Genomic DNA, 21,177 nt, shown 5'->3' with positions numbered 1-21,177 from the left:
ATGTATCGCTACGACAGCTATGACCAGTCCATCGTCGACGCCCGCGTCGATGAATTTCGCGACCAGGTGCAGCGCCGCCTGACCGGCGCCCTGACCGAGGATCAGTTCAAGCCGCTGCGGCTGATGAACGGCCTCTATCTCCAGCTCCACGCCTATATGCTGCGCGTCGCCATTCCCTATGGCACGCTGTCGGGCAAGCAGATGCGCAAGCTGGGCGAGATCGCGGCGAAATATGACAAGGGCTATGGCCACTTCACCACGCGCCAGAACCTGCAATATAACTGGATCAAGCTGGCCGATGCGCCCGACATCCTCGCCGAACTGGCGACGGTGGAGATGCACGCCATCCAGACCAGCGGCAATTGCATCCGCAACATCAGTTCCGACCAATATGCCGGCGTTAGCGCCGACGAGGTGGCGGACCCCCGCCCCTGGGCCGAGCTGCTGCGCCAATGGTCGAGCTTCCACCCGGAATTCACCTATCTGCCGCGCAAGTTCAAGATTTGCGTGATTGCCAGCGACGACGATCGCGCGGCGATGCGCCTGCACGATATCGGCCTGAAGCTGGTGTCGAAGGATGGCATCATTGGCGCCGAAGTCTATGCCGGCGGCGGCATGGGCCGCACCCCGATGGTCGCGCCGCAGATCAGGGATTTCGTGGCCGAAGAGGAGATCGTCTCCTATCTGGAGGCCTGCCTGCGCGTCTATAATCGCTACGGTCGCCGCGACAACAAGTACAAGGCCCGGATCAAGATCCTGGTCCATGAGATCGGCGTCGAGGAATATAAGCGCCAGGTCGAGGAAGAGTTCGCCCATATGCGCGAGCTTGGCCTCAACCCGCCGACCGAGGAACTGGACCGCATCCGCGCCTTCTTCGCCAACCCGGCCTATGAAACGGGCCTGAGCGAAGAGATCGACCGTGCCGATCCGGCCTTCGCCCTGTGGGTCGACCGTCAGGTCGCGGCCCACAAGCAGCCCGGCTATGCCATCGTCAATATCAGCCTGAAGCCGTTGACCGGCATTCCGGGCGACGCGTCGGCCGAACAGATCGAACTGGTCGCGTCGCTGGCCGAGCAATATTCGCTCGACGAACTGCGCGTCACCCATGCGCAGAACCTGGTCCTGCCGCATGTGAAGAAGGCCGATCTCTACGCCATCTGGCAGAAGCTGGACGAAGCGGGACTGGCCGAGGCCAATCTCGACCTGATCACCGACATCATCGCCTGCCCTGGCCTTGATTATTGCGCGCTGGCCAATGCCCGTTCGATCCCGCTGGCGCAGAAGATCGCGCAGCGCTTCGCCGACAATGCGCGTCAGGCCGAACTGGGCGAACTGAAGCTGAAGATTTCGGGCTGCATCAACGCCTGCGGCCACCATCATGCCGGCCATATCGGCATTTTGGGCGTCGACCGTAAGGGCGTGGAGAATTTCCAGCTGCTGCTCGGCGGATCGGGCGCGGAGGATGCGTCGCTCGGCCAGATCACCGGCCCCGGCTTCTCCGAAGACGGCGTGGTCGACGCGATCGAGAAGGTCACCGACATCTACCTCGCCGAACGCACCGACGGGGAGCGCTTCCTCGACACCTATCGCCGTATCGGCATGAAGCCCTTCAAGGAGGCGATCTATGGTTGAGTTCCTCTCCTTCCGCGACGGTGAAGCCGCGCAGGAGCCGGCCGTCACGGTCGAATCCTTCACCGGCCAGTCCAACGCCACCGCCGTCCGCATCGAGCCGGGCGAGGATGCGCGCGAACTGCTGCCGCATCTCGATCGCCTCTCGCTGGTCGAGGTGAATTTCCCCGCATATGGCGACGGGCGCGGCTATTCGGCCGCGCGCATCCTGCGGGAATCGGGCTATCAGGGCGAATTGCGCGCGGTGGGCGACGTGCTGGTCGACCAGATCAACGCCATGCGCCGCTGCGGCTTCGACAGTTTCCACCCCGCAAAAGCCCTGGATGACGCCGCCGTGGAGCGCGCGCTCACCCGCTATGCCGACGTCTATCAGAAGACGATCGATGGCCGTCAGCCCGTCTGGGCGAAACGGCATCCGGAGAAAATTGATGGCTGAACCTGCCCGCCAGATCGATGTGATCGATGCCCGCCCCGTCTTTACCCAGGGGGATGCCGATGCGCTCAACGCGCGTTTCGAGGGCGTCGATACGCTGACCATGCTCAAGACCGTGTTCGCGGAAGGCCTCGCCGGCAATGTCGGCGTCGTCTCCTCCTTCGGCACGGAAAGCGCGGTGCTGCTCGATCTGGTGGCCAAGGCCGACAAGGCCATCCCGGTGATCTTCGTCGACACGCAGAAGATGTTCGCCGAGACGCTCAACTATCGTGACACACTCATCGCGCGGCTGGGCTTCACCAACAGCAGCGTAGTCGCGCCCGACGCGGCGGTGCTGGCCAAGAAGGACGAGACCGGCCTGCGCTGGTCCTATGATCCCGACGGCTGCTGCGAAATCCGCAAGGTCGAGCCGATGAAGCGTGCCAAGGCGAGCCTGGATGCCTGGATTTCGGGTCGCAAGGCGTTTCAGTCGGTGACGCGCCAGAACCTGCCGCGCTTCGAAGTCGAGGACGGCCGACTGAAGATCAATCCGTTGGGCGACTGGACCAAGACCGATCTGGAAGCCTATTTCGAGGCCGAACAACTGCCGCGTCACCCGCTGGAGGCGCAGGGATATCTGTCGATCGGCTGCGAACCCTGCACGTCCAAGGTGCTGCCGGGCGAAGACCCGCGCGCCGGTCGATGGCGCGGATGGGACAAAGTGGAATGCGGCATCCATTCGCCGGTAACGCCGATCCCCGTCATCGATCCGGAAGACCCGGCAAACCTGCCCGCCTTCTGATCACACCGGGCGCCCTGCGGGGTGCCCGCCCCTTATCTTATTGTAACATTGCGTAACAAGCGCGGGCGCGCGCTGGACCTGTCGTGTCAGCAGCGCAATACACTCCCCCCTTTCCAACGGGACTTAAGGGAGTCGCCCCATGGATCGTCGTCAATTCCTGCTTTCCTCGGGCGCGGTCGCGCTCGCCACCGCCGCGCCACGCGCCCTGGCCCAGGCGGCCGGCGCCGATGATGCCCGCCTGTCGGCCGCCTTCGCCACCGCCTTCGAGCGCCAGCTCGACCTGTCGCCCGCCATGGTCACCAGCCTCGGCCTCGACAAGGGCGCCCGTTCCGCCGCCAAGAGCCAGCTCGACGACAACAGCAAGTCCGGCACCATGAAGAAGCTGGCCGCCACCCAGGCCGCGATCAAGGAGTTCAAGGGCTATGAGGGCGCCGCCCTGTCGGATGCGCAGCGCCTGAACCTGGAGGTCATCCTCTATTCGCTCGACCAGCAGACGGTCGCGCCGGCCAAGTTCGGCCTCAACAGCGTCCAGCGCCCCTATCGCATCTTCCAGCAAGGCGGCAGCTATTTCCAGACGCCCGATTTCCTGAACACCGCGCACACCATCAACACGGCCGGCGATTGCGAGGCCTATGTCGCCCGGCTCGACGCCTTCGCCCGCAACCTGCGGACCGATACCGCGCTGCAGCGGGACGAGGCCGCGCGCGGCTATCTCGCCCCCGGCTGGTCGCTCGACCTGACGCTTGGCCAGATGAAGAAGCTACGCGGCCAGCCTGCCGCAACCAGCAGCCTGGTCCAGTCGCTGGTGAAGCGCGCCGCCGCCAAGGGCGTGACCGGCGACTGGCAGGCGCAGGCCACCGCGATCGTCGAAAAGTCGATCTATCCCGCGCTCGACGAACAGATCGCCGCGATCGAGGCGTTGAAGCCCAAGACCGCCGCCGGCGACGGCGTATGGCGCACCCCGCGCGGCGACGAAATCTACGCTGCCGCCCTCAAGCAGGCGACCACCACCGACCTTAGCGCCGATCAGATCCACGCCATGGGGCTGGAGCAGGTCGCCGACATCAGCGCCAAGCTGGACGTGATCCTGAACGGCGCCGGCTTCACCAATGGCAGCGTCGGCGAAAAGCTCGCCGCGCTCAATGTCGACCCGGCCCAGCTCTATGCCGACAGCCCGGACGGCCGGGCTGCCCTGCTCGCCCAGCTCAACCGCGACCTCGACGCCATGAAGGCGAAGCTGCCCCAGGCGTTCACGACCATACCCAACACCCCGCTCGAAATCCGCGCGGTGCCGGTCGAGATCCAGGATGGCGCCTCCAACGGCTATTATAACCGCGCCGCGCTCGACGGCTCGCGCCCGGCCATCTATTTCATCAACCTGAAGGACGTCGGCGACTGGCCGAAATATGGCCTGCCTGCCCTGACCTATCATGAAGGCGTGCCCGGCCATCACCTCCAGATCTCGACCGCGCAGACCGCCGGTGACGTGCCGATGCTGCGCAAGGTCGCCTTCATGAGCGCCTATAGCGAAGGCTGGGCGCTCTATGCCGAGCAGCTGGCCGACGAACTGGGCGGCTATGCGACGCCGATCGACCGTGCCGGCTATCTCCAGTCCTTCCTGTTCCGCGCCGCCCGCCTGGTGGTCGACACCGGCATCCATTCCAAGCAGTGGAGCGTCAAGCAGGCGACCGATTACATGGTCGAGAAGACCGGCTTTGCCCGCCCCCGCTGCCAGCGCGAGGTCGAACGCTACTGCACCCAGCCGGGCCAGGCGACCAGCTACAAGGTCGGCCATGGCAGCTGGACCAAGGCCCGCGAAAAGGCGCAGGCGCTGCTGGGCGACAAGTTCGATATCAAGCAGTTCCACGCCGTTCTTGAGGAAGGCGCGATGCCGCTGTCGATCCTGGAAAAGCGGATCGAGGATCGCGCCCGCGCCCTCGCGCAGGCCTGACAAAGGACAAGTGGGTCCGGCCTTTCCTCAAGGCCGGACCCGTTGCATGATTACAAAAGAACAAAGGGGTATCGCCATGCTTCGTGCCGCACAGATTTCCGCTGCCGCCCTGATGATCGCTGCGCTTGCCGCGCCGATCGCCGCCCAGACCGATCCGATGACCCCGGACAAGGTCGATGTCTATGATCCGGCCCGGCCGCAGGCGGACTATGTGCGCAAGGAAGTGATGATCCCGATGCGCGACGGGGTGAAGCTGTTCACCGTCATCGTCATGCGCAAGGGCACGAGACATGGCCCGATCCTGCTGACCCGCACCCCCTATGATGCGGGCAAGGCGACCAGCCGCAACCGCAGCCAGAAGATCGAGGAGATCCTGCCGGTCATGGATGCCGATTTCGTCAATGACGGCTATATCCGCGTCTATCAGGACGTGCGCGGCCTGCACGGGTCGGAGGGCGACTATGTCATGACCCGCCCGCTGCGTGGCCCGCTCAACAAGACCGACGTCGACAATAGCACCGACGCCTATGACACGATCGACTGGCTGGTGAAGAATGTGCCGGAAACCAACGGCAAGGTCGCGATCACCGGCTCCTCCTATCCCGGCTTCACCTCGCTGACGGCGCTGATCGATCCGCACCCGGCCCTGAAGGCCGCCGTGCCGCAGAGCCCGATGGTCGATGGCTGGATGGGCGACGACTGGTTCCACAATGGCGCGTTCCGCAATTTCGGCTTCGGCTACAGCCTGTCGCAGACCGCCAAGAAGGGCGGCGGCGCCATCCCGATGGGCAATGGCGACGAATATACGACGATGCTGAACGCCGGATCGGCCGGCGACTTCGCCCGCGCCTATGGCCTCGATGCCTTCCCCTCGGTCCGCAAGCTGCTCGAACATCCGGCCTATGACGCCTATTGGCAGGAACAGGCGGTCGACAAGCTGCTGGCCAAGCGCACCCTGACCGTGCCGACCATGCTGGTCGTGGGCCAGTGGGACCAGGAGGACAGCTATGGCGCCCCGGCGGTCTACAAGGCGCTGGAACCGCAGGACAAGAAGAATGACATGGTCAGCCTAGTGATCGGTCCCTGGCGCCATAGCGGCGTCAATTATGAGGGCCGCAGCCTGGACGATCTGCAGTTCGAGGGCGATACCGGCCGCCAGTTCCGCGTCGGCACGATGAAGCCCTTCCTCGACCATTATCTCAAGGACAATCCGCCCGCCGGCTACACCATGCCCGGTTCGCTCAGCTACGCGACCGGCATCGACAAATGGGAAACCCGCGCCAAATGGCCGGGCGGCACGCCAACCCCGCTCTATCTGGGCGCCAGCTACAGCCTGTCCTGGGCCAAGCCGGCAGCAGCGGGCAGCGACTCCTATGTCTCCGATCCGGCCAAGCCGGTCCCCTATCTGCCCCGCCCGATCCATCAGGACCAGAATGAGGCCTGGCGCACCTGGCTGGTGAAGGACCAGCGTTTCGTCGATGGCCGCCCCGACGTGCTGACCTATGTGACGCCGGTGCTGGACAAGGAGGTGCATATCGCCGGCCAGCCGATGGTCGACCTGTTCGCCGCCACCAGTGGCACTGACAGCGATTGGGTGGTGAAGCTGATCGACGTCTATCCGGAAGAGAACACCGCCAATCCGGTGATGGCCGGCTATGAACTGCCGATCGGCATCGACATTTTCCGGGGCCGCTACGCCCATGGCTTCGACAAGCCGCAGGCGCTGACTCCGGGCAAGGCGGAAAATTACAAGTTCGGCCTGCCCAATGTGAACCATGTGTTCAAGCCGGGCCACCGCATCATGGTGCAGATCCAGTCCAGCCTGTTCCCGGTCTATGACCGCAATCCGCAGACCTATGTGCCGTCGATCTTCGACGCGAAGCCGGGCGACTACAAGCCAGCGACCCAGAGCGTGCAATATGGCGCGGCGGGCGCCAGCGCGATATGGTTGCCAATCGTCAAATAAGCGGATGGCGTGACGCCGCCGCGATAAAGGGAGGGTATGATGGCGGTTGAACTGAAGATCCTTGCCTGGGCCTGCGTCCTGCTGCTGGTCCATATCTTCGCGGCGGCGCATCTCAAGACGAAACAATATGGCTTGAAATGGAATACCGGGGCGCGGGACGAAAACCTGCCCCCGCTCGATCCGGTCGGCGGCCGGCTGGTCCGCGCCCAGGCCAATTTCCTGGAAACCTTCCCGATCGCGATCATCGTCCTGTTCGGCGTGGTGGTGGCCGGCCGCACCAGCGAATGGACGGCGATCGGCGGCTGGCTGTGGCTGGTGTCGCGCGCGCTCTACCTGCCGCTCTATGGGCTGGGCGTGCCGGTGGTCCGCTCGCTCGCCTATCTCGCCAGCATGGTCGGCCTGTGCATCGTCTTCAAGGCGTTCGTCGCCGGCTGAACCGGGTGGCGGCGGATATATCCGCCGCCATGCCTTCTTATTCGAGGTCTTCGAGGTAAGAGCTGCCCTCAGCCAGATCCGAGAAGCGCGTGATCTTGGCGTCGAACTTCATGCGGATACGGCCGGTCGAACCGTGACGCTGCTTGGCGACGATCACTTCAGCCAGGCCGTAGATGCGCTCCATCTCCTGCACCCATTCCTGATGCTCGGGGCCTTCCTTGTTGCCCGGCTCCTTGGCGGCGACATAATAATCCTCGCGGAACACGAACCAGACCATGTCCGCGTCCTGCTCGATCGAGCCCGATTCGCGAAGGTCGGACAGCTGCGGACGCTTGTCCTCGCGCTGTTCCACCGCACGGCTGAGCTGCGACAGCGCCAGCACAGGGACATGAAGTTCCTTCGCCAACGTCTTCAAACCACGGGAAATTTCCGAAATTTCATTGACGCGGCTATCGCCCGCCTTGCCGCTGCCCTGCAGCAGCTGGAGATAGTCGACGACGATGAAGCCGACATCGTGACGGCGCTTGAGGCGACGGGCGCGGGTGCGCAGCGCGGCGATCGTCAGGCCCGGCGTGTCGTCGATGAACAGCGGCAGTTCCTGCAGATCGCGCGCGGCGCGCGACAGGTTCTGGAAGTCCGCCCGGCTGATCTTGCCCATGCGCAGCGCTTCGCCGCTGATGCCCGACTGTTCGGCCAGAACGCGGGTGGCGAGCTGGTCGGCGGACATTTCGAGGCTGAAGAAGGCGGTCTTGGCGCCCATATTCTTTTCCGGCGGGATGCCGTCATTATGGTCGCGCAGCCAGCGCGACGCCGCATTATAGGCGATATTGGTCGCCAGCGACGTCTTGCCCATGCCCGGACGACCGGCCAGGATCATCAAGTCGGAATTGTGCAGACCACCGATCTTCTCGTTGAGGCTGTTGATGCCGGTGGTGATACCCGACACATGGCCGCCGCTGTTGAGCGCACGTTCAGCCACCTGTACCGCCATGGTGGAGGCCGAAAGGAAGCTCTTGACCGACCCGCTCTCGCCCTCGCCTTCCGACACTTTGTAAAGCGCGACTTCGGCCAGCTCGATCTGCTCGCGCGGATTGACATCCTCACTGGTATCCAGAGCATTATCAACCAGTTCTCGACCAACGTTCACAAGTTGACGAAGTAGGGCAAGGTCATAGATCTGGGTCGCGAAGTCGCGCGCCCCCAGCAGCGCCGCGCCGCTGCCGGTGAGTTGCGCCAGATAGGCCGCGCCGCCCAGTTCCTTGAGCGCCGGATCCTGTTCCAGCATCGGCTTGAGCGTCACCGGATTGGCGATCATGTCGCGCTCGATCAGGCGCATCACCGCCTCATAGATGCGGCCATGTAGTGGCTCGAAGAAATGTTCGGGCTTCAGCTTGAGCTGCACATCCTCCGCGATGCGGTTGTCAATCATCAGCGCGCCGAGCAGCGCAGCTTCCGCTTCGACGTTGCGCGGCAGTTCCAGCCCGCCCTCTTCGGGAGCGGCATTGAGTTTCACGAGTTCGACCATGGGCCCTCATCGCGCCACGACGCGGGTCGCGCAAGGGCGAAGGTTGAAACAACCACATCTCCCCCGCCACAAGTCCCGCTTGCTTTTCGTGGCCCGTCGCCGCACTGACAGCAGACCCGCCATGGCCGATCCGCGCATCATAGACATCAAGCTCGACGAGCGCACCATCTTGTGGCGCAACGCGGATGTCGAGCAGGAACGGCGCATCGCCATTTTCGACCTGCTGGAGGACAATCATTTCGCGCCGGAGCGCGTCCATGCCGACGGCTATGCCGGCCCCTACAAGGTGGTGCTGCGGGTCGAGGAGGGGCGCCTGGTCATCGAGATCAATCGCGCGGACGACAGCCCGCTGGAGGCGATCATCCTGGGCCTGGGCCGTTTCCGCCGGCCGATCCGCGAATATTTCGCGATCTGCGACAGTTATTATCAGGCGATCAGCAATGCCTCGCCAGCGCAGATCGAAACCGTCGACATGGCCCGGCGGGGCATTCACAACGACGCAGCGGACATGCTGAAGGAGCGGCTGGAGGGGAAGATCGCGGTCGATTTCGACACCGCGCGCCGCCTGTTCACACTTATCTGCGTCCTGCACATCAAGGGGTAATATCATCGGGCGTTTGACTTTGGGGGGCTTGCTGGTCCGCTTGGGGGCGGTTCTGGCAATCATCATGGTGCTGGGTTCGGCACTGTGGATCTATGCACGCGGGTGGGCTCCGAACCGTGACGAATATCCGACCCAGGGCGTATCGGTGACATCCGATACCGGCCTGGTCGAATGGGGCACGCTGGCGGCGCAGGGGGCGGATTTCGCCTATATTCGCGCGGCCAGGGGCGCCAGCCTGCGCGACCCGCTGTTCGCCGCCAACTGGCGCGGCGCACGCGGCGCGGGCATGCGCTATGGCGCGGCGCTGGACTATAGCCTGTGCGCCAAGGCTGTCGATCAGGCGACCCAGTTCATGACCACCGTGCCGCGCGACAATGCCGCCCTGCCCCCGGTCATCCGACTGGGGTTCGATCCGTCCTGCTCCACGCGGCCGGGCCGCGATCAGGTATTGTCGGAACTCAACACGCTGGTCAATCTGGTCGAAAGCCATGCCGGCAAGCCTGCCCTGCTCAACATCAGCGCCGATTTCGACGCCCAATATGACATTGCCAGCGGCATCAACCGGACCTTGTGGGTCGACGGCAATTTCTTCGCGCCCGATTATGCCAAACGGCCCTGGGTGATGTGGACAGCCAGCGACATGCGGCATATCGACGGCGTCGACGGACCGATCAGATGGGATGTGGTGGCACCATGAGTGCAGAAGACAAGAATATCGCCGCGCTGGTCGCGGCAGCACGCGGCGCACTGGCCCACGCCCATGCGCCCTATAGCCGCTTTGCCGTGGGCGCCGCCGTGCGCCTGACCGATGGCAGCATCGTCACCGGCAGCAATTTCGAAAATGCGAGTTATGGCCTGTCGCTCTGTGCCGAAACCGTCGCGCTGGCGACCGTCAACGCGCAGGGCCGCCTCGCCGATGTCGCCGAGATCGCGGTCGTCGGTGGCGGCATGGCGGCCGACGGCAGCGTCGGCGGCGAGGCGATCGTCAGTCCCTGTGGCCGATGCCGCCAGGTCATCAACGAGGCCGAACAGATCGCCGGCCGCACCTTGGCCATCTATTGCGTCGCGCCCGAAGGCGACGGCCTGGTCGAACATCGCGTTGCCGACCTGCTGCCCCACGCCTTCGGCCCGGCCGACCTTGGCATCACCCCTGCACAGAAGAGCTGACAGACCCATGTCCATCCTTTCCGACCGCTGGATCCGCAAGCAGGCCCAGTCGAACCGCATGATCGAGCCGTTCGTGGAGAATCAGCGCCGTGATGGCTGCATCAGCTATGGCCTGTCCTCCTATGGCTATGACGCGCGCGTCGCCGACGAGTTCAAGATCTTCACCAATGTCGACAGCGCCGTGGTCGACCCCAAGGATTTCGCCGCCAACAGCTTCGTCGACCGCAAGACCGACGTCTGCATCATCCCGCCCAACAGCTTCGCCCTTGCCCGCACGGTCGAATATTTCCGCGTGCCGCGCGACGTGCTGGTGATCTGCCTCGGCAAATCCACCTATGCCCGTTGCGGAATCATCGTGAACGTCACGCCGCTGGAACCGGGCTGGGAAGGCCATGTGACGCTGGAATTTTCCAATACCACGCCGCTGCCCGCCAAGATCTACGCCAATGAAGGCGCCTGCCAGTTCCTGTTCCTGCAGGGCAACGAGCCTTGCGAGGTCAGCTATGCCGACCGGGCCGGAAAATATATGGGACAGCAGGGCGTGACATTGCCGCGCCTGTGACGCTGTGGCAGCATCGCGGGCCATGAAGCGCACATGGCCCTCCCGATGCTGAAATTCCTGCGCCGATCCAATGACGAGGGCGGGCTGCCTCCAAGCGTGGGGGATGACTGGCGCATCTATGCGATCGGCGACATTCATGGCCGGCTCGACCTGCTCGACCAGTTGCTCGGCATGCTTTCGGCCGACGATGCGCTGCGGCCTGGAAAGCGCCGGGGCCTCATCCTGCTCGGTGATCTGATTGATCGTGGGCCGCATTCGGCGCAGGTGATCGAGCGGGTCCGGGCGCTGCATGGATCGGGCAGCGACATCCGGCTGCTCAAGGGCAATCATGAAGAGATTTTTGTCATGGCTGCGCGCGGCGATCAGGGCGCGGTCGGCTTCTTCCGGCGCATCGGCGGCATGGAAACGCTCGCCAGCTACGGCCTGCCGCTTTCGCTGAGCGCCGACATGGATGATGGGGCGATCGCCCACTGGATGATGAACTATATTCCGCGCGCGGATGTCGATTTCCTCGACAGCTTCGTCGATCATCTGACGGTCGGCGACTATCTGTTCGTCCATGCCGGCATCCGCCCCAGGGTGCCGATGGCCGAGCAGCGACCGTCCGATCTGCGCTGGATACGCGGCGATTTCCTCAACCATGGCGGACGGCATGACAAGATGGTGGTCCATGGCCACAGCATCACGCCCGAGGTCGAGAATCTCGCCAACCGCATCGGCATCGACACCGGGGCCTATTATTCCGGCCGGCTGACCGCGATCGGCCTAGAGGGCGCGGATCGCTGGTTCCTTCAGACCGGCGAAACCTGAGTCCTTCCTGAGCGAGAGCCATGGCCTGGCGCTTTTGTTGCCGGTCCATGGCGGATCGCCCGCCATATTTCGTTCCCATGACCAACGGCAAAAATGCCGATCAGCAGGGGACATATCATGCAGAAACGCCATGTTCTGGCGGGGCTTTCGCTCGCCACATGCCTTGTTGTGCCGACCCAACTGCTTGCCGCCCCTGCGCCGGACACCAGCCTGTCGCAGCGGCACAAATTCTCCATCCCGTCGCAGCCCCTGAGCGGCGCGCTGCGGGCGCTGTCGGCGCAGGCCGGCATTCGCATCCTGTTCCCCTATGATGAAGTCGCCAATATCCGCAGCCGCCGGGTCGAAGGATGGCTGAGCACCGACGATGCGCTCAGCCAGTTGCTGGCCGGCACCGAATTGCGCCGATCCCCGGCCGGCGCCGGCGTCATCGCCCTTATCACCGCGCCCAACCGCAGCGCGGTGCGCCGCCGCCCGCTGGCGATCCAGTTCGCGCAGGCGAGCGGCACCGCTACGCTCGATGGCCTCGCCATGGCGCCTGCGCCGGAGCCGGCCGCCGAATCCGCGCCCATCATCGTCACCGGCACCCGCCAGACGACCCGCACCGTCGCCGAAAGCCTGGCGCCGATCGACGTGCTGGGCGAAAAGGATCTGGAAGCCAGCGGCAAGCAGTCGGTGCGCGACCTGCTGGGTACGCTGGTGCCGTCGATCAATGTGTCGAACAACGGCGCGGGCGCCAGCTGGGCGGTGCGCACTTTGTCGCTGCGCGGCCTGGGCGGCGACCAGTTGCTGGTGCTGGTCAACGGCAAGCGGCGGCATAATACCGCCACCCTGTTCATCAACGGGTCGGTCCAGAATGGCCAGTCGCCGCCGGATCTGGACCTGATCCCCGGCAATGCGATCCAGCGGATCGAAGTGCTGCGCGACGGCGCGTCGGCGCAATATGGGTCGGATGCGATCGCCGGCGTCGTCAACATCATCCTGAAGAACGACACGCAGGGCGGCGCGGCGCTGACCATGGGCAGCACCGCCGACAATGGCGGCTGGCAGGGCCGCTGGCAGATCGACAAGGGCTTCGCGATCGGGCCGGACGGCGGCTATATCCACCTGGCAGGCGAAGGCGTGCTGCAGGACAATACGGTGGTAGACAGCAGTCCGATCACCAGCAATCCCTTCTACCCCACCGGCGACGCGCGCAATGCCGACCCGGACCGCATCCGCGCCAGATATGGCCAGCCGCAGGTGATCGGCGGCAATGCCAGCTATGACGCGATGATGCCCGTAGGCGGCGACATGGAGCTGTACAGTTTCGGCACCTACTCCAAGCGCCATGCGGCCGGCTGGCTGACCTATCGCAACCCCGCGGCGCTCAACAACATCCTGGAGATCTACCCCGAAGGCTATATCCCGCGCATCCACGTCTATGACGAGGATTTTCAGGTCGCCGGCGGCCTGCGCGGCGAGATTGGCGGCGGCATCCATGTCGACCTGTCGAGCAGCTATGCGCAGGACGAGGTCAAATATGCGCAGACCACGTCGCTCAACCCGTCCATGGGGCCGGCCAGCCCGACCCATTTCTATCTGGGCAAGATCCGCTTCGACGAATGGACCAGCAATCTCGACTTCAGCAAGGAGCTCGACATCGGCCTCGCCGGGCCGCTGTCGGTCGCGGTTGGCGCCGAATATAAGAAGAACAAATTCCTGATCGGTCCGGGCGACCCGGAATCCTATATCGATGGCGGCTATGTTTCGCCGGCCGGCAGCTGGCTCGCGGGGGCGACGCGGACCGGGGTCGGGTCGCAGGGCGTCACCGGCTTCCTGCCGGAAGGATCGGGTAGCTGGAGCCGCGAAAACTGGAGCGCCTATATCAATCTGGAAGGCCAGATCGTCGAGGGGCTGGAGTTCGGCCTTGCCGGACGGCACGAGGATTATTCCGACTTCGGCACCACCGATACCGGCAAGGCGTCGCTGCGCATCGAGCCGTTTCGCGGCTTTGCCATTCGCGGCACCGCCAGCACCGGCTTTCGCGCGCCGACGCTGCAGCAGCAACATTATGCCTCCTCCTCCACGATCAACGTCACCGTCAACGGCGTGAACCAGTTGCTGCCGGTGCAGGCGCTGCCGGTCGACGGGGTTGCCGCGCGGGCGCTGGGCGCGCAGCCGCTGAAGCCGGAAAAGTCGACCAACTTCTCCGCCGGCATCGTCCTGACCCCGGCGCCCAATTTCAACGTCACGGTCGACGCCTATCAGATCAAGGTCAGGGACCGCATCCTGCTGTCCGAAACGCTGAGCGGCCCGGTGGTCATGAACGCGCTGGCGGCGGCCGGCATCCAGGGCATTGCCGGCGGCCTCATCTTCTCCAACGCGGCCGACACCCGCACCCGCGGCCTCGACATCGTCAGCACCTATCGGGCGGGGCTGGGCGACCTTGGCACCGCGACGATCAGCCTGTCGGCCAATTTCAACAAGACGATCTTCACTCATATCGACCCGGTCCCCGACGAAATTGCCGCATCCGGGCTGGTGCTGATCGGCCGGGCCAAGCAGGGCGACCTTTCCGAAGGTACGCCGCGCGACAAGCTGATCGGCAACATCCTGTGGGAAAAGGGCGATTTCAACCTGAACCTGCGTGCCACCCGCTATGGTAAAATCTATCAGCGGGCGAGCGCCGCCGTTTATCATACCGAGGATTTTGCCGCCTGCACCGCCGGCAGTGCCGGCTGTACCCTGGGCTATGTCGACGAGAAGCTGAGCCCCAAGACGATCCTCGACCTCGAACTGGGCTACCGGCTGGCGAAGGGCGTCAAGCTGTCGGTCGGCGCCAATAATCTGCTCAACACCTATCCCAACAAATTGAAGCCCGTAAACCGGACGGCCGGGAGCCTCTATAATGCCTATGCCCCCTATGGGATCAGCGGCGGCTTCTATTATGGCCGGCTGAACCTGGAATTCTGACGCGACAGTTGAAAGTTCACAGTGTCGTGCGACGCCAAATCAGCCGTTTTGGCGGCCTGGCGCGCCCGCCACGCCCCTCTGACGCGCCACCGAAGCGACAGTGACGCGACATCGAAGCGACAGTCAGGCGACAGCGAAGCGGCAGTTAGCGCCAGCCCGCCACCTGCGCCGCCCGTTCGCCCTGCGCATCGGCAGGAGCGCCGTCGATCAGGCCGTCGATGGTGGTGAGAAGGCGCGGATCGGCCGAGGCGGCCTGGCGATATTCGCTCGTCTGGCCCTTGCCGGGCACCGCCTGCAGCAATTGCCAGCCGGCATCGGTGCGGCAGGCGACACCGGCCATGGCCGCGCCGTCGAAGCTGCGGCACCACCCCCCGCCCTTGCGCCGGAAGCTGAGGCCGATGCGGACCGGGCCATCCTCCCCAGCCGAGGCCAATTGGCTGTCGAGCGCGGTGGCAAGCGATCCCTGTGCCAGCATTGCGCCGTCCTTTACCGCAATCGGCCCTACCGGCTCGCCCGACATATGGCCGATGCCAAGGCCCAGCAGCAGGCTGGCGGCGATCGCGCCGCCCGTAACCCAACTCCAGCGCCGCGAAGGTCGCGCGATCGGCACCACCGTCGGCGGCGCGAGCATGGCCTGCATCGAGGCAGGCACATCCTCCTGCGCGATCGGCGCGAAATGGCCGGCCAGCCGCGCCCGCAGCCGGCGATGCTGGTCCAGCCGGGCGGCCAACGCCGGGTCTTCCGCCACGGCGCGGTCGACGCGCCGCCGCGTCACCTCGTCCAGTTCGCCATCCACCCAGGCGATCAGCATGGCTTCATCAATGTCGGTCATGCCGCTTCCCCCAATAGTTCGATGAGCGCACCGCGACCGCGCACCAGTCGCGAGGTCAGCGTGCCCATCGGTATGTTCAATATCGCAGCCGCCTCCTTGTAGGACAGCCCTTCCACCAGCACGAGGGCGATCGCCTCGCGCTGTTCGGGCGGCAATGCCTGCATCGCCCGGTCAACGTCGGACAGGGTCATGGCCTGTTCAACCGCCTTGTCCCCCGCATAGCCGACATCGGCTCCCGCCTCTTCCGGCGCGAAGGTTCTGGCGGCCCGCTGGCGCGCGCGGCCCTCATCGATCCAAAGATTGCGCATGATCCGATACATCCAGCTGTCGAGCCGCGTGCCCGGTTGCCACTGGTCGCGGGCGCGCAGCCCCTTTTCCAGTGCGGCCTGGCACAGATCGTCGCCATCGGCGCGATCGTGCGACAGGCTGGCGGCAAAACGCCGCAGCCGGGGCAGGATCGCCAGCAGGTCGCGCTCGAACGACATGGTTTCTCCAAGATATTCTTACAGGGATGAAACGTCCCTGCCCGGCCGTTTCATCCTTCAGAAAGTCCAGCAACCGGAATTTTTTTGACGATGGACGATTTCGACGCTGAAAAGGCCGGCGATGACCGGCGGGAAGAGACAGAGATGAGATGGACGCGCCCGTTGCTGATCGCGGGGCTGTGGCTCGCAGCGCCGGGTGCGCAGGCGCAATTGCTGCCCGCCCCGGCCGCGGGGACGTTGGGGGGCGGCGCGCTGGGCGGGGTCGGCCAGATAGTGCCCGACACGCTCGACCGGCTGGGCAGTATCGTCGACCAGAGTGGACTGGACCGGCTGTCACCGGCACGTCTGGCCGATCGGCTGGCAGCGGCGCGCACGGCGCGGATCGACGCGCTGCTGCGCCAGCATGGCGACGCGGTCGAACTGGACGACCGGCGAGAGCCGGCGCGGCGGGGCATCATCCTGCTGACCGCGGCGGACGCGGCCGCGATCGATAAGCTGCGGGCGGCCGGCTATGGCGTGGAACGGATCGAGGCGGAGGGGATCGACATGGCGATCACCCGCCTGACCGTGCCGGACGGGCAGAGCCTGGCGCGCGCGCTGCGCAATGTGCGCAAGATCGCCCCGCAGGCGCAGGCAAGCGCCGACAATCTCTATTTCCCGAGCGGCGTGGCCACAGAGCGGCGATCGGCTGCACTGGCGGGCCATGGCAGTGTCGGGCGCGGCGCGGCGGGCCTGATCGACGGCGGCGTGGCCGCGCATCCGGCGCTGGCCGGCCCGATCGAGCAGCGCGGCTTCGTGGCCGGCGCGCCGAGGGCCAGCGCCCATGGCACGGCGGTCGCATCCTTGATCGGCGGATATGGCAGCGTGAAGGGCGCCGCGCCGGGCACGCCGCTGCTGGTCGCCGACGTCTATGGCGACGATCCGGCCGGCGGCAGCAGCTTTGCCATCGTCCGCGCGCTGGGCTGGATGGCGGCGCGCGGCGCGAGGGTGGTGACGATCAGCCTGGTCGGGCCGGACAATCCCTTGCTGGCCGGGGCGATCCGGCTGGTGCGCGACAAGGGGGTGATGCTGGTCGCGGCAGTCGGCAATGACGGCCCGGCCGCCCCGCCCGCCTACCCCGCATCCTACCCGCAGGTGATCGCCGTAACCGGCGTCGACGGGCGGGACCGGTTGCTGCCCGAGGCCGGGCGCGCGGCCCATGTCGATTTCGCCGCGCCCGGTGCGGACATGATGGCCGCCGACATGGACGGCGGCCGAGGCAAGGTGCGCGGCACATCCTTTGCGGCGCCGTTGGTGGCCGGGCGGCTGATGGCGGGCGGATCGGTCGAGGCGCTGCGGCGGGAGGCAAAACCCGGTCGCGGCAAGGGTTATGGCGCCGGCATATTGTGCGAGACTTGCAGAAATATGGATTGAATTTCCGTACCTTGCGAGAAAAATTCAGACGTTCGGGATTAAAGCGAAACGCCCCGCCGTTGTCCTGTCATCGGATCAAGATGACCAAGGAGACGGTCCATGAAGACGCAGATTATCATCGCAACCGCCTGCCTCGCGGCGCTCACCACGGCTCCCGCATCGGCCCAGTTGCTGGGCGGTGGCGGCGCCTTGGGTGGCGGCGGACTGGGCGGCATGACCGGCGGCCTGGGCGGCACGCTGGGCGGTTCGTTCGGCGGATCGGGCAGCCTCGATCGCAGCATCGACCTCGACAATGGCCGGGTCGGCGCCAGCGGCAACGGCAGTGGCCGCGCCGAAGGATCGGCAAGCCGTCGTGGCAAGAGCCGCTCGGCCAGCGGATCGGGATCGGCCAGCGGCAATCTGGCGGTCGATACGCTGGGCACCAGCGATGTGACCGGCGCGGCCGATACGGCGCGCAGCCGGGCGAGCGACACGGTCGGCGCCGCAAGGGATCGGGCGCAAAGCGGCGTCGCGACGGCGCGCGATCGGGCCAGCAGCACCGTGGCATCGACCCGTGACCGGGCAGGCAGCACGGTTGCCTCCGCACGGGATCGGGCCGGTTCGACGGCCAGCGGCGCACGGTCGACGGCGGGCAATGTCGCGGGCAGCGCGACCCATGCCGTCGGCAGCGCCGCCTCGATCGACGCGAGCGGGCAGGTTTCGGGCAGCGGCGAGACCCATGGCAGCACCAGCCAGCCGCAGAGCGAGGCCGCTACCCCTTCCTCTTCCGATCAGGCCACGGACTGACCCCATAACCCCGTAACCGTCGCCTGACGGAAGCGGCCGGCGATCCCCATCGGATCGCCGGCCGCATCATGTCCGCAGTCGGGTGGCGATGTCAGCTGGACGCAACCACCATGGCGCGGGCGCGATCGGTCGCCGCACGCGTGTCCCCCGCCAGTTTCTTCACTTCGGCCGCGACCACCGCGAAGCCGCGCCCCGCCTCGCCCGCCCGTGCTGCCTCGATCGTGGCATTGAGGGCGAGGAGATTGGTCTGGTTGGCGATGCCGCTGATCGTGTCGACAATGTCGACCAGCCCGTCGACCGTGCTCTTGAGTTCCGCGCGCAATATCTTGGACGGGGTGGTGTCGGTCGCGATCTTGAGGATTCGCTCCACCCGGCCTTCGGCATTGAAGACCGGATTATAGGTGGCCTGCAGCCAGATGTCGCGGCCATGCTTGTCGAGGCGCCGATATTCGCCGGCATCGAAATCGCCCTGCGCCAGCTTGTCCCACAGGGCTGCATAGGCGGTCGAGCGCGCCTGACCTTCGTCGCAGAAGATGCGGTGATGGCGGCCGACAATTTCCCCCAGCGCATAACCCATGGTCGCCAGGAACAGGTCATTGGCCCAGAGGATCGTGCCGTCCGGCGCAAATTCGATCACCGCCTGCGAACGGCAGATGGCGTCCCAGACGGCATCGCGGCTGTGGGGGTGAATGGCCTGGCCCATGAACATAAAACTCCTTCACCCCCGGCCTAGGCATCGATGGTAAATGGCAGCTTAATTCTATGGAAATTACATAATTTGTAACAATATGGCGGATACGGAAAAGGCCGGCGATCCCATCGGACCGCCGGCCTTTCCACCCCCTGACATGCAATCAGCGGTCGATCAGGCAACCCGCGCTTCGAGCGCCTCGACCTCATCGGGATCGCGCAGCACATAGCCGCGGCCCCAGACGGTCTCGATATAATTGTCGCCACCGCAGGCCAGCGCCAGCTTCTTGCGCAGCTTGCAGATGAACACGTCGATGATCTTGAGTTCGGGCTCGTCCATGCCGCCATAGAGATGATTGAGGAACATCTCCTTGGTGAGGGTCGTGCCCTTGCGGAGCGAGAGCAGCTCCAGCATCGCATATTCCTTGCCGGTCAGATGGACGCGGTTGCCGTCCACTTCCACGGTCTTCGCGTCGAGGTTCACCGCCAGCTTGCCGGTGCGGATGACCGACTGCGAATGGCCCTTCGAGCGGCGGACCACGGCGTGGATGCGCGCGATCAGTTCCTCGCGATGGAACGGCTTGGTGACATAATCGTCGGCGCCGAAGCCGAAGGACCGGACCTTGCTGTCCATTTCGGCGACGCCCGACAGAATCAGCACCGGCGTCTGCACCCGTGCCGCCCGCAGCTTTTTCAGCACGTCATAGCCGTGCATGTCGGGCAGGTTCAGGTCGAGACAGATGATGTCATAGTCGTACAGCTTGCCGAGATCGAGGCCCTCTTCCCCGAGATCGGTGGTGTAGACATTGAAGCCCTCGGTCGTGAGCATAAGCTCGATCGCCTTGGCGGTGGTCGGTTCGTCCTCAATCAGCAGCACGCGCATTGGAAGCCCCTTCGTGTCGCAGGTCCGTTCACCCCACCAGAACGGTTTCTGCTCGCAATCATTAACCAAAAAACTTCTGAAGGACAAAGGTTAATTTTTCGCTAACCCGCAGGAATCCGCGAGTCGTATAAAAACGAATCTATTTACAAAGCGTTGACCCGTAACGAAGCCCGCCGAGTCAAGCTGGATTACGGGATGAAACGAGCAAAGTCCTGCCCTGGTTCCGCCTTTCGCACGGGCGATCCGTGGCGATCACGAGGCGGAAATTTGCACTTCGTAAACCAGCCTCAGCAACCATGGTGGCGGGTCAGGAAGTCGAGCAGCGCCTCCACCCGCGCCGGCCGCAGGCGCGAGGGCGGCGTCACCAGATGCAGGCCGAAGGGCGGTGGCCGCCAGTCGAGCAAAATCTCCTCCAGTTCGCCCGAACGGATCGCATCGCCGACGATGAAATCGGGCAGACGGGCGATGCCGACGCCAAGCCGCAGCGCGGGCATCATCGCCTCGCCGCTGTTGACGGTGATGCGCGCGCGGACCTGCACCGTCACATTCTGCTGCCCCGGCCCGGTGAAGCGCCAGACATCGGGCGCGGTGACGTTGGAATAGCAGAGGCAGTCATGGCTGCCGAGGTCGGACGGATGGGTCGGACGGCCGCGATCGGCCAGATAGGCGGGCGAGGCGACGACATGCATATGGACATCCGCCAGCCGGCGCGCGCGCAGCGAACTGTCGGGCATGTCGGCGATGCGGATGGTGGCGTCGAGGCCGAGTTCGACAATGTCGATCTTGGCATCGGACAGATGCAGGTCGACATCGACCAGCGGATTTTCCCTGGTGAACTGCGCGATCAGCGGCGCGATCCGCAGCAGGCCGAAATTCATCGGCGCACCCAGCCGCACCGTGCCGGAGAGTTCAGCAGTCTCGTCGCGCGCAGCCTCCTCCGCCGCCTGTCCTTCGGCCAGGATGCGCTGGGCATGATCGGCAAGGCGGCGGCCGCTCTCGGTCAGCGCCAGGCGGCGGCTGGTGCGGCTGAACAGGCTGGTGTCGAGATGCTGCTCCAGGCGGGTCACCGCCTTGGACACGGTGGCCTTGGAGACGCTGAGCGCCTTGGCCGCGTCGGTAAAGCTGCGATGTTCAACCACGGCGGCAAACATCGCCCAGGCCTCGAAATCCGGTAGGCGCATAGGGAAACAATCCGTTTCAACACTGCTTATTCAAGAAACGAACCTGATCGCTAGATTGTCGGAAAGCAAGCCGGAAGCATCCGGCATCGCAA

General features: G+C 65.1%; 20 protein-coding genes. 14 read left to right on the top strand and 6 right to left on the bottom strand.

The window, feature by feature from the left end; translation table 11 throughout:
• The 6 genes from HH800_RS06265 (at nucleotide 1) to HH800_RS06240 (ending at nucleotide 7,195) form a co-directional block, all read left to right on the top strand.
• On the top strand, nucleotides 1-1,632 hold the full coding sequence (locus tag HH800_RS06265) for a nitrite/sulfite reductase (RefSeq protein ID WP_136187059.1): 1,632 nt from the start codon (nucleotides 1-3) through the stop codon (nucleotides 1,630-1,632).
• Entirely contained in the window at nucleotides 1,625-2,065 is a 441-nt protein-coding gene (locus HH800_RS06260; protein ID WP_004212223.1) for a DUF934 domain-containing protein, read from the top strand. Before HH800_RS06265 ends, HH800_RS06260 begins: the two co-directional genes overlap by 8 nt.
• Nucleotides 2,058-2,843 carry a phosphoadenylyl-sulfate reductase gene (locus HH800_RS06255; RefSeq protein ID WP_136187058.1) on the top strand — a complete coding sequence of 262 codons (786 nt, stop codon included), beginning with the start codon at nucleotides 2,058-2,060 and terminating at the stop codon, nucleotides 2,841-2,843. Before HH800_RS06260 ends, HH800_RS06255 begins: the two co-directional genes overlap by 8 nt.
• Before the next feature lie 139 nt (nucleotides 2,844-2,982).
• The gene (locus HH800_RS06250) at nucleotides 2,983-4,794 is read left to right on the top strand and encodes a DUF885 domain-containing protein (RefSeq protein WP_169860526.1); all 1,812 of its coding nucleotides are present in this window, start codon (nucleotides 2,983-2,985) and stop codon (nucleotides 4,792-4,794) included.
• Nucleotides 4,795-4,870: 76 nt separating this feature from the next.
• Nucleotides 4,871-6,760 carry a CocE/NonD family hydrolase gene (locus HH800_RS06245; protein WP_169860525.1) on the top strand — a complete coding sequence of 630 codons (1,890 nt, stop codon included), beginning with the start codon at nucleotides 4,871-4,873 and terminating at the stop codon, nucleotides 6,758-6,760.
• Between the two features lie 39 nt (nucleotides 6,761-6,799).
• Nucleotides 6,800-7,195, top strand: a complete 396-nt coding sequence (locus tag HH800_RS06240) for an MAPEG family protein (RefSeq protein WP_029548059.1) — start codon at nucleotides 6,800-6,802, stop codon at nucleotides 7,193-7,195.
• Between the two features lie 37 nt (nucleotides 7,196-7,232).
• Here the strand turns inward: HH800_RS06240 and HH800_RS06235 are convergent, their stop codons facing one another.
• A complete protein-coding gene (locus tag HH800_RS06235; protein WP_010339984.1) occupies nucleotides 7,233-8,720 on the bottom strand; it encodes a replicative DNA helicase in 1,488 nt (495 codons plus the stop codon).
• A gap of 121 nt (nucleotides 8,721-8,841) precedes the next feature.
• Between HH800_RS06235 and HH800_RS06230 the strand changes: the two genes are divergently transcribed.
• From HH800_RS06230 to HH800_RS06205, 6 genes are all read left to right on the top strand, one after another.
• Nucleotides 8,842-9,324 carry a UPF0262 family protein gene (locus tag HH800_RS06230; RefSeq protein ID WP_010339983.1) on the top strand — a complete coding sequence of 161 codons (483 nt, stop codon included), beginning with the start codon at nucleotides 8,842-8,844 and terminating at the stop codon, nucleotides 9,322-9,324.
• Between the two features lie 64 nt (nucleotides 9,325-9,388).
• A complete protein-coding gene (locus HH800_RS06225) occupies nucleotides 9,389-10,021 on the top strand; it encodes a GH25 family lysozyme (RefSeq protein ID WP_161730997.1) in 633 nt (210 codons plus the stop codon).
• Nucleotides 10,018-10,491, top strand: a complete 474-nt coding sequence (locus HH800_RS06220; RefSeq protein ID WP_169860524.1) for a cytidine deaminase — start codon at nucleotides 10,018-10,020, stop codon at nucleotides 10,489-10,491. The genes HH800_RS06225 and HH800_RS06220 overlap by 4 nt, the downstream gene beginning before the upstream one ends.
• Before the next feature lie 7 nt (nucleotides 10,492-10,498).
• Entirely contained in the window at nucleotides 10,499-11,053 is a 555-nt protein-coding gene (gene dcd, locus HH800_RS06215) for a dCTP deaminase (protein WP_004212213.1), read from the top strand.
• A gap of 33 nt (nucleotides 11,054-11,086) precedes the next feature.
• Nucleotides 11,087-11,863 carry a metallophosphoesterase family protein gene (locus HH800_RS06210; RefSeq protein ID WP_169860523.1) on the top strand — a complete coding sequence of 259 codons (777 nt, stop codon included), beginning with the start codon at nucleotides 11,087-11,089 and terminating at the stop codon, nucleotides 11,861-11,863.
• A 117-nt stretch (nucleotides 11,864-11,980) separates the two neighbouring features.
• Nucleotides 11,981-14,815 (top strand): TonB-dependent receptor plug domain-containing protein, encoded by a 2,835-nt coding sequence (locus HH800_RS06205; protein ID WP_169860522.1) that lies wholly within the window; start codon nucleotides 11,981-11,983, stop codon nucleotides 14,813-14,815.
• A 145-nt stretch (nucleotides 14,816-14,960) separates the two neighbouring features.
• Here HH800_RS06205 and HH800_RS06200 read toward each other — a convergent pair whose 3' ends face one another.
• Together HH800_RS06200 and HH800_RS06195 are read right to left on the bottom strand one after the other, a co-directional pair.
• Nucleotides 14,961-15,647, bottom strand: coding sequence for an anti-sigma factor family protein (locus HH800_RS06200; protein WP_169860521.1), 687 nt, complete (start codon nucleotides 15,645-15,647; stop codon nucleotides 14,961-14,963).
• Nucleotides 15,644-16,132 (bottom strand): RNA polymerase sigma factor, encoded by a 489-nt coding sequence (locus HH800_RS06195; protein WP_004212209.1) that lies wholly within the window; start codon nucleotides 16,130-16,132, stop codon nucleotides 15,644-15,646. The genes HH800_RS06200 and HH800_RS06195 overlap by 4 nt, the downstream gene beginning before the upstream one ends.
• 90 nt (nucleotides 16,133-16,222) lie before the next feature.
• Here HH800_RS06195 and HH800_RS06190 point away from each other — a divergent pair, with 90 nt between their 5' ends.
• On the top strand, nucleotides 16,223-17,545 hold the full coding sequence (locus HH800_RS06190; RefSeq protein WP_169860520.1) for a S8 family serine peptidase: 1,323 nt from the start codon (nucleotides 16,223-16,225) through the stop codon (nucleotides 17,543-17,545).
• Nucleotides 17,546-17,644: 99 nt separating this feature from the next.
• Nucleotides 17,645-18,331 carry a hypothetical protein gene (locus HH800_RS06185; RefSeq protein ID WP_169860519.1) on the top strand — a complete coding sequence of 229 codons (687 nt, stop codon included), beginning with the start codon at nucleotides 17,645-17,647 and terminating at the stop codon, nucleotides 18,329-18,331.
• A gap of 91 nt (nucleotides 18,332-18,422) precedes the next feature.
• On the opposite strand, the gene HH800_RS29460 is transcribed toward HH800_RS06185, so the two are convergent.
• From HH800_RS29460 to HH800_RS06170, 3 genes are all read right to left on the bottom strand, one after another.
• The gene (locus tag HH800_RS29460) at nucleotides 18,423-19,040 is read right to left on the bottom strand and encodes a methyl-accepting chemotaxis protein (RefSeq protein WP_169860518.1); all 618 of its coding nucleotides are present in this window, start codon (nucleotides 19,038-19,040) and stop codon (nucleotides 18,423-18,425) included.
• Nucleotides 19,041-19,196: 156 nt separating this feature from the next.
• Nucleotides 19,197-19,904 (bottom strand): response regulator transcription factor CtrA, encoded by a 708-nt coding sequence (ctrA, locus tag HH800_RS06175; protein ID WP_004212203.1) that lies wholly within the window; start codon nucleotides 19,902-19,904, stop codon nucleotides 19,197-19,199.
• Nucleotides 19,905-20,191: 287 nt separating this feature from the next.
• Nucleotides 20,192-21,085, bottom strand: a complete 894-nt coding sequence (locus HH800_RS06170; protein WP_169860517.1) for a LysR family transcriptional regulator — start codon at nucleotides 21,083-21,085, stop codon at nucleotides 20,192-20,194.
• Nucleotides 21,086-21,177 lie beyond the last annotated feature (92 nt).

The sequence above is a fragment of the Sphingobium yanoikuyae genome (genome assembly GCF_013001025.1).
Classification (GTDB): domain Bacteria; phylum Pseudomonadota; class Alphaproteobacteria; order Sphingomonadales; family Sphingomonadaceae; genus Sphingobium; species Sphingobium yanoikuyae_A.
This window is presented reverse-complemented; position numbering and strand designations above follow the sequence as displayed.